At 69.6% G+C, this 19,036-nt stretch carries 15 protein-coding genes; all 15 read left to right on the plus strand.

The window, feature by feature from the left end; translation table 11 throughout:
• The first annotated feature begins 1,222 nt into the window (after positions 1–1,222).
• Positions 1,223–2,506, plus strand: coding sequence for a bifunctional folylpolyglutamate synthase/dihydrofolate synthase (locus AB0I59_RS03240; protein ID WP_358130579.1), 1,284 nt, complete (start codon positions 1,223–1,225; stop codon positions 2,504–2,506).
• Positions 2,503–2,865, plus strand: coding sequence for a DUF4233 domain-containing protein (locus tag AB0I59_RS03245; RefSeq protein WP_061257304.1), 363 nt, complete (start codon positions 2,503–2,505; stop codon positions 2,863–2,865). The genes AB0I59_RS03240 and AB0I59_RS03245 overlap by 4 nt, the downstream gene beginning before the upstream one ends.
• Positions 2,866–2,876: 11 nt before the next feature.
• A complete protein-coding gene (locus AB0I59_RS03250; RefSeq protein WP_358129530.1) occupies positions 2,877–4,460 on the plus strand; it encodes a hypothetical protein in 1,584 nt (527 codons plus the stop codon).
• A 118-nt stretch (positions 4,461–4,578) separates the two neighbouring features.
• Complete coding sequence (ndk, locus tag AB0I59_RS03255; protein WP_061257306.1) at positions 4,579–4,989, plus strand: nucleoside-diphosphate kinase; 411 nt, start codon at positions 4,579–4,581, stop codon at positions 4,987–4,989.
• Positions 4,990–5,184: 195 nt separating this feature from the next.
• On the plus strand, positions 5,185–6,216 hold the full coding sequence (locus AB0I59_RS03260; protein ID WP_061257307.1) for a rod shape-determining protein: 1,032 nt from the start codon (positions 5,185–5,187) through the stop codon (positions 6,214–6,216).
• Between the two features lie 12 nt (positions 6,217–6,228).
• Positions 6,229–7,275, plus strand: coding sequence for a rod shape-determining protein MreC (gene mreC / locus AB0I59_RS03265; RefSeq protein WP_082777030.1), 1,047 nt, complete (start codon positions 6,229–6,231; stop codon positions 7,273–7,275).
• Between the two features lie 5 nt (positions 7,276–7,280).
• A complete protein-coding gene (gene mreD, locus AB0I59_RS03270; protein WP_061257308.1) occupies positions 7,281–7,784 on the plus strand; it encodes a rod shape-determining protein MreD in 504 nt (167 codons plus the stop codon).
• Between the two features lie 22 nt (positions 7,785–7,806).
• Positions 7,807–9,861 carry a penicillin-binding protein 2 gene (gene mrdA, locus AB0I59_RS03275; protein WP_358130582.1) on the plus strand — a complete coding sequence of 685 codons (2,055 nt, stop codon included), beginning with the start codon at positions 7,807–7,809 and terminating at the stop codon, positions 9,859–9,861.
• Positions 9,858–11,036 (plus strand): rod shape-determining protein RodA, encoded by a 1,179-nt coding sequence (gene rodA, locus AB0I59_RS03280; RefSeq protein ID WP_061257310.1) that lies wholly within the window; start codon positions 9,858–9,860, stop codon positions 11,034–11,036. Before mrdA ends, rodA begins: the two co-directional genes overlap by 4 nt.
• A gap of 61 nt (positions 11,037–11,097) precedes the next feature.
• Complete coding sequence (locus tag AB0I59_RS03285; RefSeq protein ID WP_061257311.1) at positions 11,098–13,020, plus strand: TIGR03960 family B12-binding radical SAM protein; 1,923 nt, start codon at positions 11,098–11,100, stop codon at positions 13,018–13,020.
• 105 nt (positions 13,021–13,125) lie between these two features.
• Positions 13,126–13,857, plus strand: a complete 732-nt coding sequence (locus AB0I59_RS03290) for a TIGR03936 family radical SAM-associated protein (RefSeq protein WP_061257506.1) — start codon at positions 13,126–13,128, stop codon at positions 13,855–13,857.
• Between the two features lie 103 nt (positions 13,858–13,960).
• Positions 13,961–16,771, plus strand: coding sequence for an Rne/Rng family ribonuclease (locus AB0I59_RS03295; protein ID WP_358129537.1), 2,811 nt, complete (start codon positions 13,961–13,963; stop codon positions 16,769–16,771).
• Between the two features lie 186 nt (positions 16,772–16,957).
• The gene (rplU, locus tag AB0I59_RS03300) at positions 16,958–17,272 is read left to right on the plus strand and encodes a 50S ribosomal protein L21 (RefSeq protein ID WP_061257313.1); all 315 of its coding nucleotides are present in this window, start codon (positions 16,958–16,960) and stop codon (positions 17,270–17,272) included.
• 38 nt (positions 17,273–17,310) lie between these two features.
• A complete protein-coding gene (gene rpmA, locus AB0I59_RS03305) occupies positions 17,311–17,568 on the plus strand; it encodes a 50S ribosomal protein L27 (protein ID WP_061257314.1) in 258 nt (85 codons plus the stop codon).
• Positions 17,569–17,682: 114 nt separating this feature from the next.
• On the plus strand, positions 17,683–19,035 hold the full coding sequence (gene obgE / locus AB0I59_RS03310; RefSeq protein ID WP_061257315.1) for a GTPase ObgE: 1,353 nt from the start codon (positions 17,683–17,685) through the stop codon (positions 19,033–19,035).
• The last annotated feature ends 1 nt before the right edge of the window (position 19,036 follow it).

Here is a 19,036-nt window from a genome sequence, read left to right on the forward strand (position 1 = left end):
GCATACCGCTGTCGCGGTCGCGGGCGCGGTGGTTGCTGGCACGGTCTTACGCCGGCCTCCACAAACCCCCGCCTCCGCGCCCCCCTTTCCCGCCGTAGCATCCCGGTCTGGACGCACTTCCTGGCATGGACGGGTTCAGGGAGACGTCCCCCGGCGCCCCGGCGTGGCCGCGTTCCGCGGTGAGGGAGCGTTCCGCAGTCCGGGTGTCTTTTCCGGTCTGGATGTATTCCCGGGGGTGGGCGCGCTCCGCGGTCGGGCGTCTCCGCCGACCTTGAGTCGGCTTCCCCTTGCGTCGCCTCGGCTGTTGGCGCGTGGTTCTGACGTGTCCCGTGGTTCTGGCCCAGTGCGCGGAGCTTTCTGATCTCGTGTACGGCCGAGCTCCTCTGGACGGCCCATCGCCGCCCGAACATGCCGTAGGCAGCGGGCCCGGCTCGGCCCGGGGAAGGAGAAGTCCGACTGGCTCGCCCAGGAGCCGGGAGGAGGGGTTCGGGGGAACTGGCTGTGGCCCGCTCCGTGACCCCGAGTAGGTGTGCGGCGGGAGAGAGGGGCGCGGAGGCGGGGGTTTGTGGAGGCCGGCGTAAGACCGTGCCAGCAACCACCGCGCCCGCGACCGCGACAGCGGTATGCACCTGATCGCAACTATCACGGCCGGCCGGAGCAAGCCCCCGTCGCCGTGCCTACGGACACCAGCCAGCGCGACCCGTCCCACAACACAGCGTCTACAAGCACCGGCCCACCGCGACTGGCCCCACAGCCGCAGGCCGCACAGACACCGGCCATGGCGGCTCCGCCCACAACACAGCGTCTACAGGAACCGGCCACCGTGACTGGTCCCACAACACGGCGTCTACAGGCACTGGCCACCACTACCGGCCCCACAGCCGCAGGCCGCAAGGACACCGGCCACGGCGGCTCCGCGCAGTGCCTGGGATTCCAGCCACAGTGGCTCGCCCCACGGTGCAGCGTCCACGGTTGCGTTCACGGCCAAGAGCTACTGCGGCTTGTCCTCACAGTCACTGGGCTCAAATGGTGCGCTCCTGGAAGTTCAAGATGAGGAACCGCGGTGTGCGCGGCTCACGCGGCGCAGCTCCGCCGAGGATCAGCCGATGCCCTTTGCCTGCCGTTTCCTGCGGTTTCGCCGTGTGATGTCCTCGGGGGCGGCGGCCATGCGGGCTGACAGTAAGGTTGATGCGTGGAGTATCGAGAGGTCGAACAGGCCATCATGCGCAGGGGAGTCGAGTGGGATTTCACGCCCACGCTCGACAGAATCACCGCCTTGGTGGAGCTGCTCGGTGACCCTCACAAGGCATACCCGATCATCCATGTGGCGGGGACGAACGGCAAGACCAGCACCGCCCGCATGATCGAGTCGCTGCTGCGTGAGCGTAACCTTCGGGTCGGCAGGTTCACCAGCCCTCACCTGAACTCCATGCGTGAGCGCATCAGTGTGGACGGTGCTCCCATCTCGGAGGAGCGGTTCGCCGAGGTCTACGAGGACATCGCGCCGTACCTCGAGATCATCGACGCCAAAGTCGGAAAGCTCAGCTTCTTCGAGGTGCTCACCGGCATGGCCTTCGCCGCCTTCGCGGACACCCCCGTGGACGTCGCGGTGATCGAGACCGGCATGGGCGGGACCTGGGACGCCACCAACGTCGCCGACGGCACGGTGTCGGTGATCACACCGATCTCGCTGGACCACACCGACTATCTCGGCCCGGACGTCGAAACGATCGCGGGGGAGAAGGCCGGCATCATCAAGGCGAAGGCGACGGCCGTGCTCTCGCAGCAGCCGCTCCAGGCGGCGGAGGTTCTGATGCGCCGGGCCGCGGAAGTGGGCGCGACGGTCGCGCGGGAGGGCCTGGAGTTCGGGGTCCTGCATCGCGAGCTCGGCATGGGTGGTCAACTGCTCCAGTTGAAGGGGCTGAAGGGCGTCTACGAGGAGGTCTTCCTCCCTCTGTACGGCGCGCACCAGGCGAGCAACGCGGCGAGCGCGCTGGCCGCCGTCGAGGCGCTGAGCGCCGGTGACGAGCCTCTCGGGGACGATCTCGTACGGCAGGCGTTCGCGCAGGCGACCAGCCCCGGGCGGCTGGAGGTCGTCAGGCGGGGGCCGACGGTGGTTCTGGACGCCGCGCACAATCCGGGCGGCATGGAGGCGAGCGTCGACGCGATCTCCGAGTCCTTCGGTTTCACCAGGCTCATCGCCGTGGTCGCCGTGATGGCCGACAAGGACGTCGACACGATCCTGGAGCTCCTCGAGCCCATCGTCGAGGAGATCGTCGTGACGAGGAACACCTCGCCACGATCCATGTCTCCGGAGGATCTCGCGGAGAAGGCGGAGAGCGTTTTCGGGGCCGAGCGCGTCCACGAGGTTCCCAGGCTGGACGACGCCATCGATCTCGCGGTCGGCCTGGCGGACCAGGGCGACGAGTTCGGGTCCGGCGTACTGATCACCGGGTCCGTCGTCACCGTGGGCGACGCCCGCGTCCTGCTGAAGGCGGATCGATGAGCGGCGGGCGTGGTGCGGACATGTTCGAGGTGACCCCGGGGATGCGGCGCCTCGCCGCCAGCGTGCTGGGGATGCAGGCGATCGTCGTCGCCCTGTTCACTCCGGTCGCGATCGCCGTGGCACACATCGACACCACCGTGGCCGTGTCGGTGGGCATCGGGCTGGCGGTGTTGTGCGTGCTGGTCGCGGGCATGCTGAAGCGGCCGTACGGCTATATCGCGGGCAGTTTCGTCCAGCTCCTGACGATCGCCACCGGTTTCCTCGTGCCGACGATGTTCGTCCTTGGAGTGCTCTTCGCGGCCCTGTGGATTACGGCGATATTCGTCGCTCGCCGTGTCGAAGGCGCGACGAAGCGCTAAAGTCGGCCAGCATGGCCGTCCCCCCGATTCAGGCCCGGACCGCCGTGGCGGTCCGGGGCGTTCGCGTTCCCCTGTTGCTCGACATCGTGGTCGGGCTCCTCGTCGCGGTGGCGCTGCCACTGGCGATCGTCGCCATCCCGAACACCATCTCTGTTGTGGCGGCCCTGCTGCCGCCTGACGCCTCACAGGTCGCGATGATGCGGGCGCACGGGCTCGCGTTGCCGGTCATGTTGCTGGCCGTGCCGCTGGCGGCGGTCGCCGTACGCCGCTTCCGTGCCGCGCCGGTCCTGGTCGCGGGTCTGACGTTGCTCGCGGCCGCCGACGCGGCGGGAGGCTACGCGGGGTCGCCCGTCATGGTCGGCGTGCTGCGCGTCCTGCACGGCATCGGCGCCGGCCTGTTGCTGCCCGCGACGCTGGTGGCCGCGTGGGAACGTCCGCGGCGCAGGTTCCTGCTGCCGCTCTGGGCGGGGATGCTCGCGGCGAGCCTGGCAGGGGCGCAGGCCCTCGCCCTGTGGCCGCTGGCCAGGGCGACCTCGTGGCAGGTGACGCTCCAGCCGTATCCGCTCCTCACCGGTGTCGCGCTCGCGCTGGCCGCCGTGTACCTCGTCCTCTGGATCGTCACGAGCGGCGGCGGTGTCCATGTCCACGGCGGTGTCGACAGTGTCGCCGGAGTCGCCGGAGTCGCCGGAGTCGCCGGCGACCCCCGAGACGCCGGAGACGTGGAACGGCCGTCGGCCGCGGAGCGGGGTCGGCTGACCCTGGCGGCGGTGCCGGCGGCGGGCATCGCCGTACTCGCGGTCGGCACGACGTTCGACTGGCCGCCGGTCCTGGTCATCGCCGCGGCGGCCGTCGCGGTGGTCGCGATGCTCGGCCTGGGCGCGGTGGCGGCGTTCGATGGCCCCGGCGGGCGTGCGCTGGCCTTCACCAACGTCGCCGTCGGACTGGTCGTCCTGCCGACGGCCGCGCAGACGACGTACGTGGAGATGGGCGGCGTGCGCGGCGGCCCCGGGCTGTCCGGCCTGTGGCTGCCGTTCACGGTGGCCGCCGCCATCGCCGTGGTCGCCGCCTGCGTGGTGGGGGCAGCGGGCGAGCAGAAGGCCGGAAAGCTCGTCGGAGCCGGCCTGGTGGCGGTGGTGGCCGGACTCTGCGCGATCAGGCTGATCGCGCCGACCCCGGACGGTCCGCTGCTCGTGGTGCCGTTCGCGCTTCTGGCCGGGGGTTCCGCGGTGGCGCTGGTCGCCGCGCTGCGGCCGGTGCGGATCGGTACGGCGCTGCTCGGCCTTTCCCTGTGCTTCCCCGCGGTACTCGCGGGCTTCCTGCTGGGGACGGGCATCCAGCTGACCCATCTGCGCGAGATCGCTCAGTCGGGCGATCCGACGAAGCCGGAGCTGGTCGCCCAGGCGTTCGTCGACGCGCTGTGGATGTGGGCTCTGGTGGGCGGCTTCGCCGTGGTGGGCATCATCGTGGTCGCGTCGTGGCTGGGGCGCAGGGAGCCCGGGTCGTCGAGGCGGGAGGCGCAGGTGCTGATCCCGTCGCCCACCCTCTCGCCCGAGGAGGCGGGTACGGAGAGCGGGGAAACCCCCTCAGACCGGTAAGCTGCGGGTTGCACGGAGCACCCGAGCGAGCGCGGCCATGAGATCGCCTTGCTGTGGAGGGCCGCCCAGTCGAAGCCGTCGTCGAGTACGGCTGAAGATCGCAACAGAGGAGATTCTCGTGTCGGAGCGCACGCTTGTCCTGATCAAGCCGGACGGAGTCCGGCGTGGTCTCATCGGCGACGTCATCGGCCGCATCGAGCGCAAGGGCCTCAAGGTCGTGGCGATGGAGCTGCGCACGCTGGACGCCGAGACCGCCAAGACCCACTACGCCGAGCACGCCGAGCGCCCGTTCTTTGGCGAGCTGGTGGAGTTCATCACGTCCGCGCCGTTGGTCGCGCTCGTCGTGGAAGGTCCCCGGGCCGTCGAGGCGTTCCGCGCGCTGGCGGGTCTGACCGACCCGGTGAAGTCGGCCCCCGGCACGATCCGCGGCGACCACGCTCTGGAGATCGGCGAGAACGTCGTCCACGGGTCCGACTCGCCCGAGTCCGCCGCCCGCGAGATCAAGATCTTCTTCCCCGACCGCTTCTGAGCGCTCGACCACAGGAGAGGCCCCGGCTCAAACCGGGGCCTCTCGTGTTTTCCCTGGCAGTGACGCTTTTGATGGCCCTGACCTGGAAGATTTTCCCGCTCGCTGAAGGCTCGATGTGCCGGGCCATGGGTACAACAAGTTACGATTCGAGTGCGATGCGTTATCCCGCAAACCACCTGAAAGGCCTTCTTCAGCATGGGGAGCAAGCTGGCATTCCTGGGCCGTGACATGGCGGTTGACCTCGGCACGGCGAACACTCTCATCTATGTCCGGGGGCGCGGCATCGTTCTGAACGAGCCGTCCGTCGTAGCGATCAACAACTCCACCGGAAAGATCGTCGCGGTGGGTATCGAAGCGAAACGGATGATCGGGCGAACACCCGGAAACATCATCGCGGTGCGTCCCCTGCGTGACGGGGTGATCGCCGACTTCGACATCACCGAACGCATGCTGAGGTACTTCATCCAGCGTGTCCACAGGCGCCAGCGGTTCGCCAAGCCGCGCATCATCGTCGCGGTCCCCAGCGGGATCACCGGCGTCGAGCAGCGTGCTGTCAAGGAAGCGGGATACCAGGCGGGTGCCCGGCGGGTCTACATCGTCGAGGAGCCCATGGCGGCGGCCATCGGCGCCGGCCTTCCCGTCCACGAGCCCACCGGCAACATGGTGGTGGACATCGGCGGCGGCACCACCGAGGTCGCCATCATATCGATGGGCGGCATCGTCACCTGCCAGTCGATCAGGGTCGGCGGCGACGAGCTCGATCAGGCGGTCGTGAGCTTCGCCAAGAAGGAGTACTCCCTGATGCTCGGCGAGCGGACCGCCGAGGAAGTGAAGATCGCCATCGGGTCGGCGTACCACGACCACGAGGAGATCCACGCGGAGATCCGCGGCCGGGATCTCGTCACCGGCCTCCCCAAGACCGTCGTGATCTCCGCAGAGGAGATCCGCCGGGCGACGGCGGAGCAGGTCAACGCGATCGTCGACGCGGTGAAGACCACTCTGGACCGGTGCCCGCCCGAGCTGTCGGGCGATCTCATGGACCGCGGCATCGCCCTCACCGGCGGCGGCGCCCTGCTGAAGGGCATGGAAGCACGGTTGAGGGACGAGACCGGCATGCCGGTGCACCTCGTGGACAACGCCCTAGACTCGGTCGCCCTCGGATCGGGCAAGTGCGTGGAGGACTTCGAAGCGCTCCAGCAGGTGTTGGTGCCGGAGCCCCGCCACTAATAAGGGGGCGACATGAGAGATTCTCGCCGCGCCCGCGTGGTCTTCGGTGCTCTGTTGACCGCCGCGCTGGTGCTGATCACCGTGGGTCACCGGGGCGGTGACTCCTCCGTCGCCGGGCCGCTGCGTCAGTTCGCCTCCACCGTCTTCGGCACGGCCGAGCGGGCGACCACCACGGTCACCGCTCCCGTGTCCCGGTTCTTCTCGATGCTGGGGGACGCGCCCGGCGCCAAGGACCGCATAGAGGGCCTGATGAAGGAGAACGCCCAGCTCAAGACCAAGCTGGCCGCCGCGGACATGAACAAGGGCAGGGCCAAGGAGCTCGACCGGATGCTCGGGCTGTCCGGTCTCGGCCACTACCGGGTGGTCCCCGCACAGGTGATCGCCCGTAGGCACACGGCGGGATTCGAGGACAGCGTGGAGATCGACGTCGGCTCCAGGGACGGTGTGCGCCGGGACATGACCGTCCTGAACGGCGACGGACTGGTGGGCCGGGTGCTTCGCACCGGGCCGGGCACCTCGACCGTGGTGCTTCTCACCGATCCCGGATCGTTGGCCGGTGCCCGCCTGGAGGGCGGGAACGAGCTCGGCGTCGTCAGCGGGCTCGGCGAGAACGGCCGGGGCGGCAACCTGATCAGGTTGCGCCTGCTCGACTCGACCGCGCCCCTGAAGAGGGGGCGGCGGATCGTCTCCTTCGGCTCCCAGAACGGCACGCCGTACGCGCCGGGGGTGCCGATCGGGGAGATCGAACGGGTCGACGTGACGCCGGGCGAGCTGACCCGGACCGCCTACGCCCGGCCGTACGCCGACTTCACCGCGCTCGATGTGGTGGGCGTCGTCGTCCGGGCCCCTGATCGCGATCCGCGCGATTCGGTCCTGCCGGAAGAGCCGCGAAAGGCCGTTCCCGGCAAGAAGGACCAGGCCAAGGACAAGCAGAAGGACCAGCACAAGGAGAAGCAGAAGGCTCAGCGGCGCGACCAGGCTGAGCCGAGGGACCCGGCCGGACAGGTGAACGAGCCGGACCCCGCGGCGGAGCCGCGCCAGAGCGAGGGGAGGGACTGATCGCCATGGCGCGCAACCTCGTCGCCGGGCTGCTGGTCTTCGTCGCCCTTGTCGTGCAGGTGACGGTCCTGAACCGGTTGCCGGTCCGCGTGGTCCCCGATCTGGTCCTGCTGGTCGTGATCGCTCTGGCCGCGGTCAGGGGCGCGAACGCCGGCATGATCATCGGCTTCTGCGCGGGCCTCGCCGCCGACATCCTGCCCCCCGCAGGAGGCGTGCTCGGCCAGTACGCCCTGGTCCTGTGCATCACCGGATTCGTGGCGGGCAAGCTGGCCGCGCACGCCCCGCTGGTCGCCACGGAGGTGTGCGCGGTCCTCGCCCCGGCTCTCACGGTGGGGGTCGGAGCCCTGATCACGGACGACGGCGTCGGCTGGGCCTATATGCGAACCGTGTGGCCGTGGGTGGCGCTGTGCAATCTGATCGCCGCCCCGGTCGTGTTGTGGGCGGTACGGCGACTCCACCGCGAGCGGCGGGGACAGGCCGTGCTGATGCCCAGCTGGAGACGGATATAAGCGAGGGGGCCGCATGACCCGCATGCGTGCGCGATTGATCGTTCTTCAGATTCTGGTGGTGTCTTTGATCGTGGTTCTCGTCGTGCGCCTCTGGCAGGTCCAGATGGTGCGCGGGCGGGAGTTCGTGGCGGTCGCCACCGAGACCCGCACCCGTGACGTGGTCGTGCCGGCGCTGCGCGGGCAGATCCTCGACGCGTCCGGCCGGCCGCTCGTGCGCAACCGCACCAGCCTGGTGATCTCCGTGGATCGGACGACGCTCGAGCGCATGCCCGACGGCGGCGCGGCCGTGCTGACCCGCCTTGCCAAGGTGCTCGAGATGGCACCGGACAAGCTCAAGCAGCAGATCCGCGCCTGCGGGCCGGGAGTGACCCGGCCGTGCTGGCCGGGCTCGCCGTACCAGCCGATCCCGGTGGACGATCGCGCGACCACGCGTGAGGCGCTGCAGATCCTGGAGCGGCAGGAGGACTTCCCGGGGGTCACGGCGGAGATCCAGGCGCGCCGTTACTACCCGGGCGGGAGCGAGGCGGCCCAGCTGCTCGGTTACCTGCAGCCGGTCACCCAGCACGAGCTGGAGAAGCGCCAGGGCCTCAAGGCCAGCTTCTCCGGAGTCGACCTGGTCGGCCGGGACGGGCTGGAGGCCGTGTACGACCCCGAGCTGCGGGGCACGTCGGGCCTGCGTCGCGTCCAGGTGGACCGGATGGGCAAGCAGATCGCCGTCGAGCAGCAGCGGTCACCGACGACAGGCGACACGCTGGTCACCAGCATCGACGCGCGGGTCCAGTCCGTCGTCGAGAAGGCGGTCGCCGAGGCGATGAAGAGCAACCCGGCGTCGGACGGCGCCGCGGGCGTGGTGCTCGACGTCAAGACCGGCCGTGTCGTCGCGATGGCGAGCATGCCGACGTACGACCCGGCGGTATGGACGGGGGGCATCTCCGAGCACGAGTACCAGCGCCTGCTGTCGAACAAGTCCGGCAAGCCGCTGATCTCGCGGGTGATCAAGGGCGAGTTCGCGCCGGGATCAACCTTCAAGATCTCATCGGTGTCAGCGATGGTCGCGGACGGCTCCCCGCTGCGCGGGACCTACCAGTGCCCGAGCTCGTACAACGTCAACGGGCGGGCGTTCCCCAACGCCGGAGGCATGAGCCTGGGCGCCATCTCGCTGCACACCGCCCTGGTGAAGTCGTGCGACACGGTCTTCTACCGGGCCGGGTACGAGGAGTGGCTGCGAGACGGCGGCAACAAACCGAAGTCCAAGGTCAAGGAGCCGATGCCGAGCATGGCTCGCGCCTATGGCTTCGGCAAGCGGACGGGCATCGACCTGCCGGGAGAGTCCCCGGGCCTCATCCCCGACCGCGCGTGGAAGCGCGACCTGTGGAACGCCACCAAGAACGAGATGTGCAAGCGGGCGAAGACCGGCTATCCGGAGATCAAGGATGCCGGCCGGGCCGCCTTCTCCAAGCGACTCGCCAACGAGAACTGCCTGGAGGGGTACATCTACCACGCCTACGAGGCGGCCAACTTCTCCATCGGCCAGGGTGACGTGCTCGTCACCCCGCTCCAGCTCGCCAGGGCGTACGCCGCGCTCGTCGGAGACGGCAAGCTCCGCAGCCCCAGGGTGGGACGGGCGCTGTTCCGCCCGGACGGCACGCTGGTCAGGGAGATCAAGGTCCCTGTCGTGGGCAAGCTGCCGATCAACAAGGAGACCCGGGACTACATCCGTGCGGCACTGAGTGAGGTGACCTCGGACGGCACCGCGGCCGGCGCGTTCAACGGCTTCCCGATGAAGCAGGTGCGGATCGGCGGCAAGACCGGTACCGCCGAGGTGTGGGGCAAGCGGGACACCTCCTGGTTCGCCTCGTTCGCTCCCGCCGAGAACCCGCGGCTCGTGGTCGTGGTGCTGGTCTCCCAGGGCGGTTTCGGAGCGGAGTCGGCCGCTCCGGCGGCGAGGAAGATCTGGGAGGGCATCTACGGCCTGGGCAAGAACGAGAATGGCAAGCAGCGCGAGGCCGCGTTGCCCTCCGGGCATCCCGTGGAGCGCCTGCCGGTCATCAAGCAGGACGGGACGGTCGCCCAATGATTCAGCAGGCGGCCGTGCGCAAGCGATCCTTCGCGAAGCGCGCGGTGGGGCGGGGGTCCGCGATCAGGCGGATGGACGGTCTGATGCTGCTCGCCGTCGCGGCCCTGTCCGTGATCGGGACACTTCTGGTCTGGTCGTCCACCCGGAGCTGGTCGTCGGTCGAGCCGACCGGGATGGTCAAGAAGCATGTGCTCAACCTCTTCATCGGCGCGGCTCTGTTCATCGTGGTCGCGATGTCCGACTTCCGGTGGCTGAAGTCGGCCGCGCCCATCGCGTACGCGGTGGCGATCTTCTCGCTGATCCTGGTCATCACGCCGCTCGGCTCGACCATCAACGGGTCGCATTCGTGGATCCTGCTGGGTGGCGGCTTCGCCGTGCAGCCGTCGGAGCTGGCGAAACCGGCTCTGGTGCTGACACTGGCGACGTTGCTCGCCAAGCCGGCCGACCGGACGGACCGACCTCGCGCCATCAGCGTGGCGTTCTGCCTGGGCGCCGCCGGGCTGGCCACGATCCTGGTGATGCTCCAGCCCGACCTGGGCACCACGATGGTCCTCGCCATGATCACCGGCGGGATGCTGGTTCTGGCGGGCGTGCGCAAGCGCTGGATCGTGGTGGTCCTGGCACTCGGCGTCGCCGGGGCGATGGCGGTGTGGTCCATGGGACTGCTGAAGCCGTACCAGGTGGCCAGGTTCACCGCGTTCATCAACCCGGCGAGCGATCCGCGGGGGGCCGGCTACAACAGCACGCAGGCGCTGATCGCGGTCGGATCGGGGGAGTTCTTCGGCAAGGGGCTGTTCCACGGCGGGCAGACCACCGGGCGGTTCGTTCCCGAGCAGCACACCGACTTCATCTTCACCGTGGTGGGGGAGGAGTTCGGCTTCCTCGGCTCGGCCACGGTGGTCGTCCTCCTCGGGGTCGTGCTGCTGCGCAGCCTGCGCATCGCCCGGCTCTGCAACGACAGGTTCGGCGGCCTGGTCGCCGGAGGCGTCGTGTGCTGGTTGGCCTTCCAGACCTTCATCAACGTCGGAATGACGATCGGGATCATGCCGATCACCGGTCTGCCGCTGCCCTTCGTCTCCTACGGCGGTACGGCCACGTTCGCCAACATGATCGCCATAGGTCTGCTCCAGGCGATATACATCCGGGATCGTCCCTACGGCGGCGGTGGCGCGTAGCCGGATCGGGCCTGTGGACGAGCGGACCTGGAGCGCCTTTTGAAGCGGATACGCTTGAGCCATGTCTGTCGAGTCACTGTTTCCTCGCCTGGAGCCGCTGCTGCCCAAGGTGCAGAAGCCGATCCAGTACGTCGGGGGTGAGCTCAACTCGACGGTCAAGGACTGGGACGAGGCGAGCGTCCGATGGGCGCTGATGTACCCGGACGCCTACGAGGTCGGCCTGCCCAACCAGGGTGTGCAGATCCTCTACGAGATCCTCAATGAGCTGCCCGAGACGATGGCCGAGCGCACCTACGCGGTCTGGCCCGACCTTGAGGCGCTCATGCGATCCGAAGGCGTACCCCAGTTCACCGTCGACGCGCACCGCCCGGTTCGCGCCTTCGACGTCCTTGGGGTGTCCTTCTCCACCGAGCTGGGTTACACCAACCTGCTGACCGCGCTCGACCTGGCGGGCATCCCGCTGGACGCGGTCGAGCGGACGGACGAGGACCCGATCGTGCTGGCCGGTGGCCATGCCGCGTTCAACCCCGAGCCCATCGCCGACTTCCTCGACGCCGCCGTCCTCGGGGACGGAGAGCAGATCGCGATCGCGATCTCCGAGGTCATCCGCGAGTGGAAGGGCGAGGGGGAGCCGGGCGGCCGCGACGAGCTGCTCATGCGTCTCGCCTCCACCGGGGGCGTCTACGTCCCGAAGTTCTATGACGTCGAGTACCACCCGGACGGGCGCATCATGCGCGTCGTGCCGAACAGAGCGGGTGTCCCGTCGCGTGTCTTCAAGCACACGGTCATGGACCTCGACGAGTGGCCCTATCCGAAGAAACCGCTCGTCCCGCTGGCCGAGACCGTCCACGAGCGGTTCAGTGTGGAGATCTTCCGCGGGTGCACCCGCGGCTGCCGCTTCTGCCAGGCCGGGATGATCACCCGTCCGGTGCGGGAGCGGTCGATCACCACGATCGGCGACATGGTCGAGAACGGCATCCGGGAGTCCGGCTTCAACGAGGTCGGACTGCTGTCCCTGTCGAGCGCCGACCATTCGGAGATCGGCGACGTGGCCAAGGGCCTGGCCGACCGGTACGAGGGCACCAACACGTCGCTGTCGCTGCCGTCCACGCGCGTGGACGCGTTCAACATCGACCTGGCGAACGAGTTCTCCCGCAACGGGCGCCGCTCCGGGCTCACCTTCGCTCCCGAAGGCGGCTCCGAGCGCATGCGCAAGGTGATCAACAAGATGGTCACCGAGGAGGACCTCATCCGCACCGTCACCACGGCGTACAGCCAGGGGTGGCGTCAGGTGAAGCTGTACTTCATGTGCGGCCTCCCGACGGAGGAGGATGTGGACGTCCTCGGCATCGCCGACCTGGCCAAGAAGGTCATCCAGGCGGGCCGTGAGGCGACCGGCTCCAGGGACGTGCGCTGCACGGTGTCCATCGGCGGGTTCGTGCCCAAGCCGCACACGCCGTTCCAGTGGGCCGCCCAGTGTGACCACGAGACGGTCGACCGCCGCCTGCGGGAGCTGCGCGACGCGCTGCGTGGTGACAAGGCGTACGGCAGGGCCATCGGCTACCGCTACCACGACGGCAAGCCGTCGATCGTGGAGGGACTGCTCTCGAGGGGCGACCGTCGTGTCGGCCGCGTGATCCGGGCCGTCTGGGAGGACGGCGGCCGGTTCGACGGCTGGAGCGAGCACTTCTCCTACGAGCGCTGGATGGTGGCGGCCGACAAGTCGCTGGCCGACGAGCCCGTGGACGTCGACTGGTACACCACCCGCGAGCGTGAGGAGCACGAGGTGCTCCCGTGGGACCACCTCGACGCCGGTCTCGACCGGGAGTGGCTCTGGCAGGACTGGCAGGACGCCGTGAGCGACGTCGAGGTCGAGGACTGCCGCTGGACGCCGTGCTACGACTGCGGCGTCTGCCCGACCATGGGGACCGAGATCCAGATCGGCCCGACCGGCAAGAAGCTGCTGCCCCTCACCGTGATCTGACAGGGGACTTCCACGCGAGGCTTATCCTGAAAGACGACGGACCGACACCGGAAGGACGACTTAACACTGAAACCCGTTCCTGATGGGCCCCCGCCCGCGCCCGTGGTGCAGCGCCTTCGTGTGCGCTACGCCAAGCGTGGACGGCTGCGCTTCACGAGTCACCGCGACATCTCCCGTGCCGTCGAAAGGGCGGTACGGCGAGCCGACATCCCGGTGGCGTACAGCGCGGGGTTCAGCCCCCATCCCAAGATCTCTTATGCCGGCGCGGCCCCGACCGGGGTGGCGAGCGAGGCCGAGTACCTCGAGATCGGTGTGAGCAGGCCGTGCGACCCGCACCGCCTCCGTGCCGACCTGGACGCCTCGCTGCCGCCCGGCCTGGACGTGCTCGACGTGGTCGAGGCGCGCGACAGCGGCCTGGCCGACCGGCTGGAGGGTTCGGTGTGGGAGCTGCGGCTGCCCGGGATGGATCCCGAGGTGGCCGCGAAGGCGGTCGAGACATTCGTCGCCGCCGACCGCGTGGAGGTCGAACGCCTGACCAAGAAGGGTTTGCGGCGGTTCGATGCCCGCGAGGCGGTACTGTCTCTGGCCGTTCAGGAAGGGGAGGGGAGAGCAGCAGGCCAGGAGCCGGATCGACCGTGTGTCATACTTCGCATGGTCGTTCGGCACGCGACACCTGCGGTTCGACCCGATGACGTACTCACGGGACTGCGTCTTGTGGCGGGCTTCGCGCCGCTGTCACCCCCCGAGGTGACCAGGCTGGCGCAGGGGCCGCTCGACGCGGCGACCGGTGAGCCCGCCGATCCGTTCGATTTCGATCGGGTGGGCGGAGACCGATAAGACTTGCCGCCGAGGCACCGCAAGGGAGCCCGGCGGACCGCGAGAGACGAGAGCTCCCGCGCGGCGCGGAGACGTGCCCGGGAGCTGACGGGAGAGCGCCCGCATGCTCGACAACGAGCCCAATGCCGGGGCTGTGAGCCTTGGCAGCGATACGACGACGACTGACAGGACGGCAGGGGGGACGCGGAGCGGAGCCGGTGGCGGCACCACTCCGGTGCGCCGCCGTTCGGCGAGCAGGCCCGCCGGGCCGCCGCCGGAGCCCGAGGACACCCCCCCGGCCACGATGACCGCACCGGCCGCTGAGCCGGCATCCGCGCAGCCTGAGACCGCACCGGCCGAGGCCGCGCAAGCGGAGCCGCAGGCCGCACCGGCCGCCGAGGACGCGAAGCCCAAGCGGGCGACCCGCCGCAAGGCCACCGCGAAGGCCGCTGAGGAGACCGCGGAGGACGCGGGTCCGGTCAAGCCGGCCCGGCGGAGCCGTACGCGCAAGGCCGCCGAGGAACCGGTCCCGGACACGACCGGGCAGCCGGTCGCCGAAGCGCCGGCGGAGCTCGCGGGCGAGACGGCGGCCGAGGAGGTTCCGGCCCCCACCCGGCGGCGCCGTACGCGCAAGGAGACGACACCGGAACGATCCAGCGCCATGACGGCGGCGGAGGCCGAGGTGGCCGCCGCGATGTCCCTGGCGCTGCCGGATGAGGAGCAGCTCGACGAGGTTCCCGCCGAGGAGGCCGAGGGCACCGAGGACATCGCTGCCGCCGAGGGCTCCGAGACCGCTGAGACCGCTGAGGACGAGGACGCCGATGTCGAGGCGCCCGACCGGAGCGTGGTGGCCGACCCGTTCGGGTTGCACGCCCAGCGCATGTCCGAGCCTCCGTCGCTGATGTTCCAGGCTCCCGCCGCGGTGTTCCAGCCGCTGTTCCAGGCCCCCGACCCGTTCTCCGTCCCGGTGGTCCGGCCGCAGCCGGCCGCACCCGCCGAGGAGGCGGAGGAGCAGGCCGAGAGCGCGGACACCGACGAGAGCGCCGAGCACGGCGAGGACGACGGCGAGGCGGGCGGCCGGCGCCGTCGGCGGCGCCGGGGCGGCCGCGGCCGCGGCGTCAAGACCCGCGACTCCGAGGACGGCGACGAGGCGGAGATCGAGGCCGCGGAGGAGCCGGAGGGCGAGGAGCGCGGTGAGACCGGTGAGGACGAGGCTGACGGCGATCAGGCCGGGTCGCGCCGCCGTCGCCGCCGTCGCCGCCGTGGCACAGAGGAGGCCGAGCTCACGGTCGACGACCCGCCCAACACCGTGGTGCGCATCAGGGCGCCCCGGGCGACCCGCGCCACGTCCGTGGACGAGGTCCAGGGCGTACGCGGCTCGACCCGCCTGGAGGCCAAGAAGCAGCGCCGCCGCGAGGGACGCGAGCTGGGCCGCCGCCGCCCGCCGATCATCACCGAGTCGGAGTTCCTGGCCCGGCGGGAGTCGGTCGAGCGGGTCATGGTGGTGCGCCGTCACGGCGGCCGCACGCAGATCGCGGTCCTGGAGGACGGCATCCTCGTCGAGCACTACGTCGACCGGGAGGCGAGCCAGTCCTACGTCGGCAACGTCTACCTCGGCAAGGTCCAGAACGTGCTGCCCTCCATGGAGGCGGCGTTCGTCGACATCGGCAAGGGCCGCAACGCCGTGCTGTACGCCGGTGAGGTCAACTTCGACACCGCCGGGCTGGAAGGCCAGCCCAAGCGGATCGAAGCGGCGCTGAAGTCCGGCCAGTCCGTGCTCGTCCAGGTCACCAAGGACCCGATCGGGCACAAGGGCGCACGGCTGACCTCCCAGATCAGCCTGCCCGGCCGGTACCTCGTCTACGTGCCGGACGGCTCGATGACGGGCATCTCCCGCAAGCTGCCCGACAAGGAACGGACGCGGCTCAAGCAGATCCTGCGCAAGGTGATGCCGGAGAACGCCGGTGTGATCGTGCGCACGGCGGCCGAGGGTGCCTCCGAGGAGGAGCTCAGCCGCGACGTGGCCCGGCTGTCGGCGCAGTGGGAGAACATCCAGGGCAAGGCCAAGTCGGCCAGCCCGCCGGAACTGCTCTCCGCCGAGCCCGACCTCACCGTCCGGGTGGTCCGGGACGTGTTCAACGAGGACTTCGCCTCGCTGGTCGTCGAGGGTGAGGACGCGTGGGAGACCGTGGACGAGTACGTCCAGTACGTCGCCCCGCACCTGGCCGACCGCCTCTCCAAGTGGGAGGAGTCGGGCGACGTCTTCGCCAGCTACCGCGTGGACGAGCAGATCGCCAAGGCGATGGAGCGTAAGGTGTGGCTGCCCTCGGGCGGCTCCCTGGTGATCGACCGGACCGAGGCGATGACCGTCGTCGACGTCAACACCGGTAAGTTCACCGGCCAGGGCGGCAACCTCGAGGAGACCGTCACCCGGAACAACCTGGAGGCGGCCGAGGAGATCGTCCGCCAGCTCAGGCTGCGGGACGTCGGTGGCATCATCGTGATCGACTTCATCGACATGGTGCTGGAGAGCAACCGCGACCTGGTGCTCCGGCGGCTGCTCGAGTGCTTGGCCCGGGACCGGACCAAGCACCAGGTGGCGGAGGTCACCTCTCTGGGCCTGGTCCAGATGACCCGCAAGCGGGTCGGACAAGGCCTGCTTGAGGCGTTCTCGACACCCTGTGACTGCTGTCACGGCCGTGGCGTCATCATCTCGTCCGAACCGGTCGAGGCGAAGCCCGAGCCGAGGGGCACGCAGGGCAAGATGGCCATCGAGAAGGCCGTGGCCGAGAAGCTCTCCACCAGTGAGGGCACGGCCGTCGCCGCGTCCGTCAACGGCCGTGACAGCGTCACCGACGCTCTTCACGCCGGAGACGACGCTCTCGCCGGTCAGCCTCGGGGACGTCGCCGTTCCCGCAGGAAGACGGCAGAATAGGACTTCGTCTTTCCCGGTGTTCCGCCCGGTTCGACCTGGGTACCGGTAATCCGGTACCCTAGTCAACCGGTGCGCCCGGTGGCGCGCCTGGCTTCGCGCGCCTACCCGGTTCGCCGGTCGTGTTATCGACAGCAGCTGGATGCGGGGCGCAGCATCTAAGCATTTAGCCAGAAGAAGGGTTCCGCGGTGTACGCGATCGTTCGTTGCGGCGGCAGGCAGCAGAAGGTCTCCGTCGGGGACGTCCTCGAGGTGGACAAGGTCGCCGGCGAGGTTGGCTCCTCGGTGTCGCTGCCGGCGGTGCTCGTCGTCAACGACGGCGATGTCACCACCGACGCTGCCACGCTTGGCAGGTTCCAGGTGACGGCCGAGATTCTCGGTGAGACCAAGGGCCCCAAGATTCGCATTCTGAAGTACAAGAACAAGAGCGGTTACAAGAAGCGCCAGGGCCACCGCCAGCGGTACACCCAGGTCAAGGTGACCGGCATCAACCCCGGACAGTAAGTATTTCCCGGGGGATGTCCCCCGAAAGGGAGTGAATCATGGCACACAAGAAGGGCGCCTCGTCCACCCGGAACGGCCGCGACTCGAACGCTCAGCGTCTGGGCGTGAAGCGCTTCGGTGGTCAGCTTGTCAACGCCGGCGAGATCATCGTTCGCCAGCGCGGCACGCACTTCCACCCGGGTGACAACGTCGGCCGTGGTGGCGACGACACGCTGTTCGCCCTCGCGGCGGGCCACGTGCAGTTCGGCACCAAGCGGGGCCGGCGCGCGGTGAGCATCGTCCCGATCGCGGAGTGAATCCGCTCGGCAAACGGTTGTAGATGAGGCGGATCGAATTCTCGGTCCGCCTCATCTCTTTTTCTGAGGGGCACAGCGGTGAAAGCGCGCCGACCCCTCCCATGAGGGGAAGCAATGGCTGATTTCGTCGATAACGTCATCCTCCACATCAAGGCGGGTGATGGCGGTCACGGCTGCGCTTCCATCCACCGGGAGAAGTTCAAACCGCTCGGCGGCCCCGATGGCGGGAACGGCGGCCGGGGCGGTGACGTGATCCTGGAGGTGGATCCCAACACGGCCACCTTGCTGGAGTACCACCACCGCCCGCACCGCCGGGCGGCCAACGGCAAGCAGGGCATGGGGTCCAACCGTGACGGCGCGACCGGCGAGACGGTCGTGCTGCCGGTCCCGAACGGCACCGTCGTGAAGGACGCCAGGACCGGCGAGGTGCTGGTGGACCTCGTCGGGGCGGGCACCCGGTACGTCGCGGCCCAGGGCGGTTTCGGCGGGCTGGGCAACGCCGCGCTGGCCAACGCCAGGCGCAAGGCCCCCGGCTTCGCGCTGCTCGGCGAGCCCGGTGACGAAGCCGAGATCATGCTGGAGCTCAAGACCGTCGCCGACGTGGCGCTGGTCGGGTTCCCGAACGCCGGCAAGTCCTCTCTCGTCGCGGCGCTGTCGGCCGCCCGGCCGAAGATCGCCGACTATCCGTTCACCACCCTGATCCCCAATCTCGGCGTGGTGACCGCGGGGGAGACCGTGTTCACGGTCGCCGACGTGCCCGGACTGATCCCCGGAGCGTCGGAGGGCAAGGGACTCGGCCATGAGTTCCTGCGGCACGTCGAGCGTTGCTCGACCATCGTGCACGTCCTCGACTGCGCCACCCTCGACCCGGGCCGTGATCCCCTCAGCGACTTCGACGTGATCGAGGCCGAGCTCGAGGCGTACGGCTCGCTCCAGGACCGGCCGCGGATGGTCGTGCTGAACAAGGTGGACGTGCCCGACGGGCGGGACCTCGCCGACATCGTCAGGCCCATGCTGGAGGAGCGCGGCCTGCGGGTCTTCGAGATCTCCGCCGCCTCGCACGAGGGCCTGACGCCCCTGTCGTACGCGATGGGGGAGATGGTGGCCCGGGCGCGGGCGGAGGCTCCGGTCGAGGAGCCGACGCGCCTGGTCATCCGGCCGCGCCAGCTCGGCGAGACCGGGTTCGCGGTCAAGCGGGTGGACGAGAACACCTTCCAGGTCACGGGCGAGAAGCCCGAGCGCTGGATCCGCCAGACCGATTTCACCAACGACGAGGCCGTCGGCTACCTCGCCGACCGGCTGGAACGGCTCGGCGTCGAGGAGGCGCTGGTCGAGGCGGGCGCCCAGGTCGGCGCCGAGGTGGTCATCGGTCCGATGGAGGGCGGATACGTCTTCGACTGGCAGCCGTCCCAGGGCACGCAGACCCGGATGGCCGGGCCCCGCGGTACGGACAGCAGGCTCGCCTGAG

The organism is Microtetraspora glauca (assembly GCF_040656155.1).
GTDB classification, from domain to species: domain Bacteria; phylum Actinomycetota; class Actinomycetes; order Streptosporangiales; family Streptosporangiaceae; genus Microtetraspora; species Microtetraspora glauca.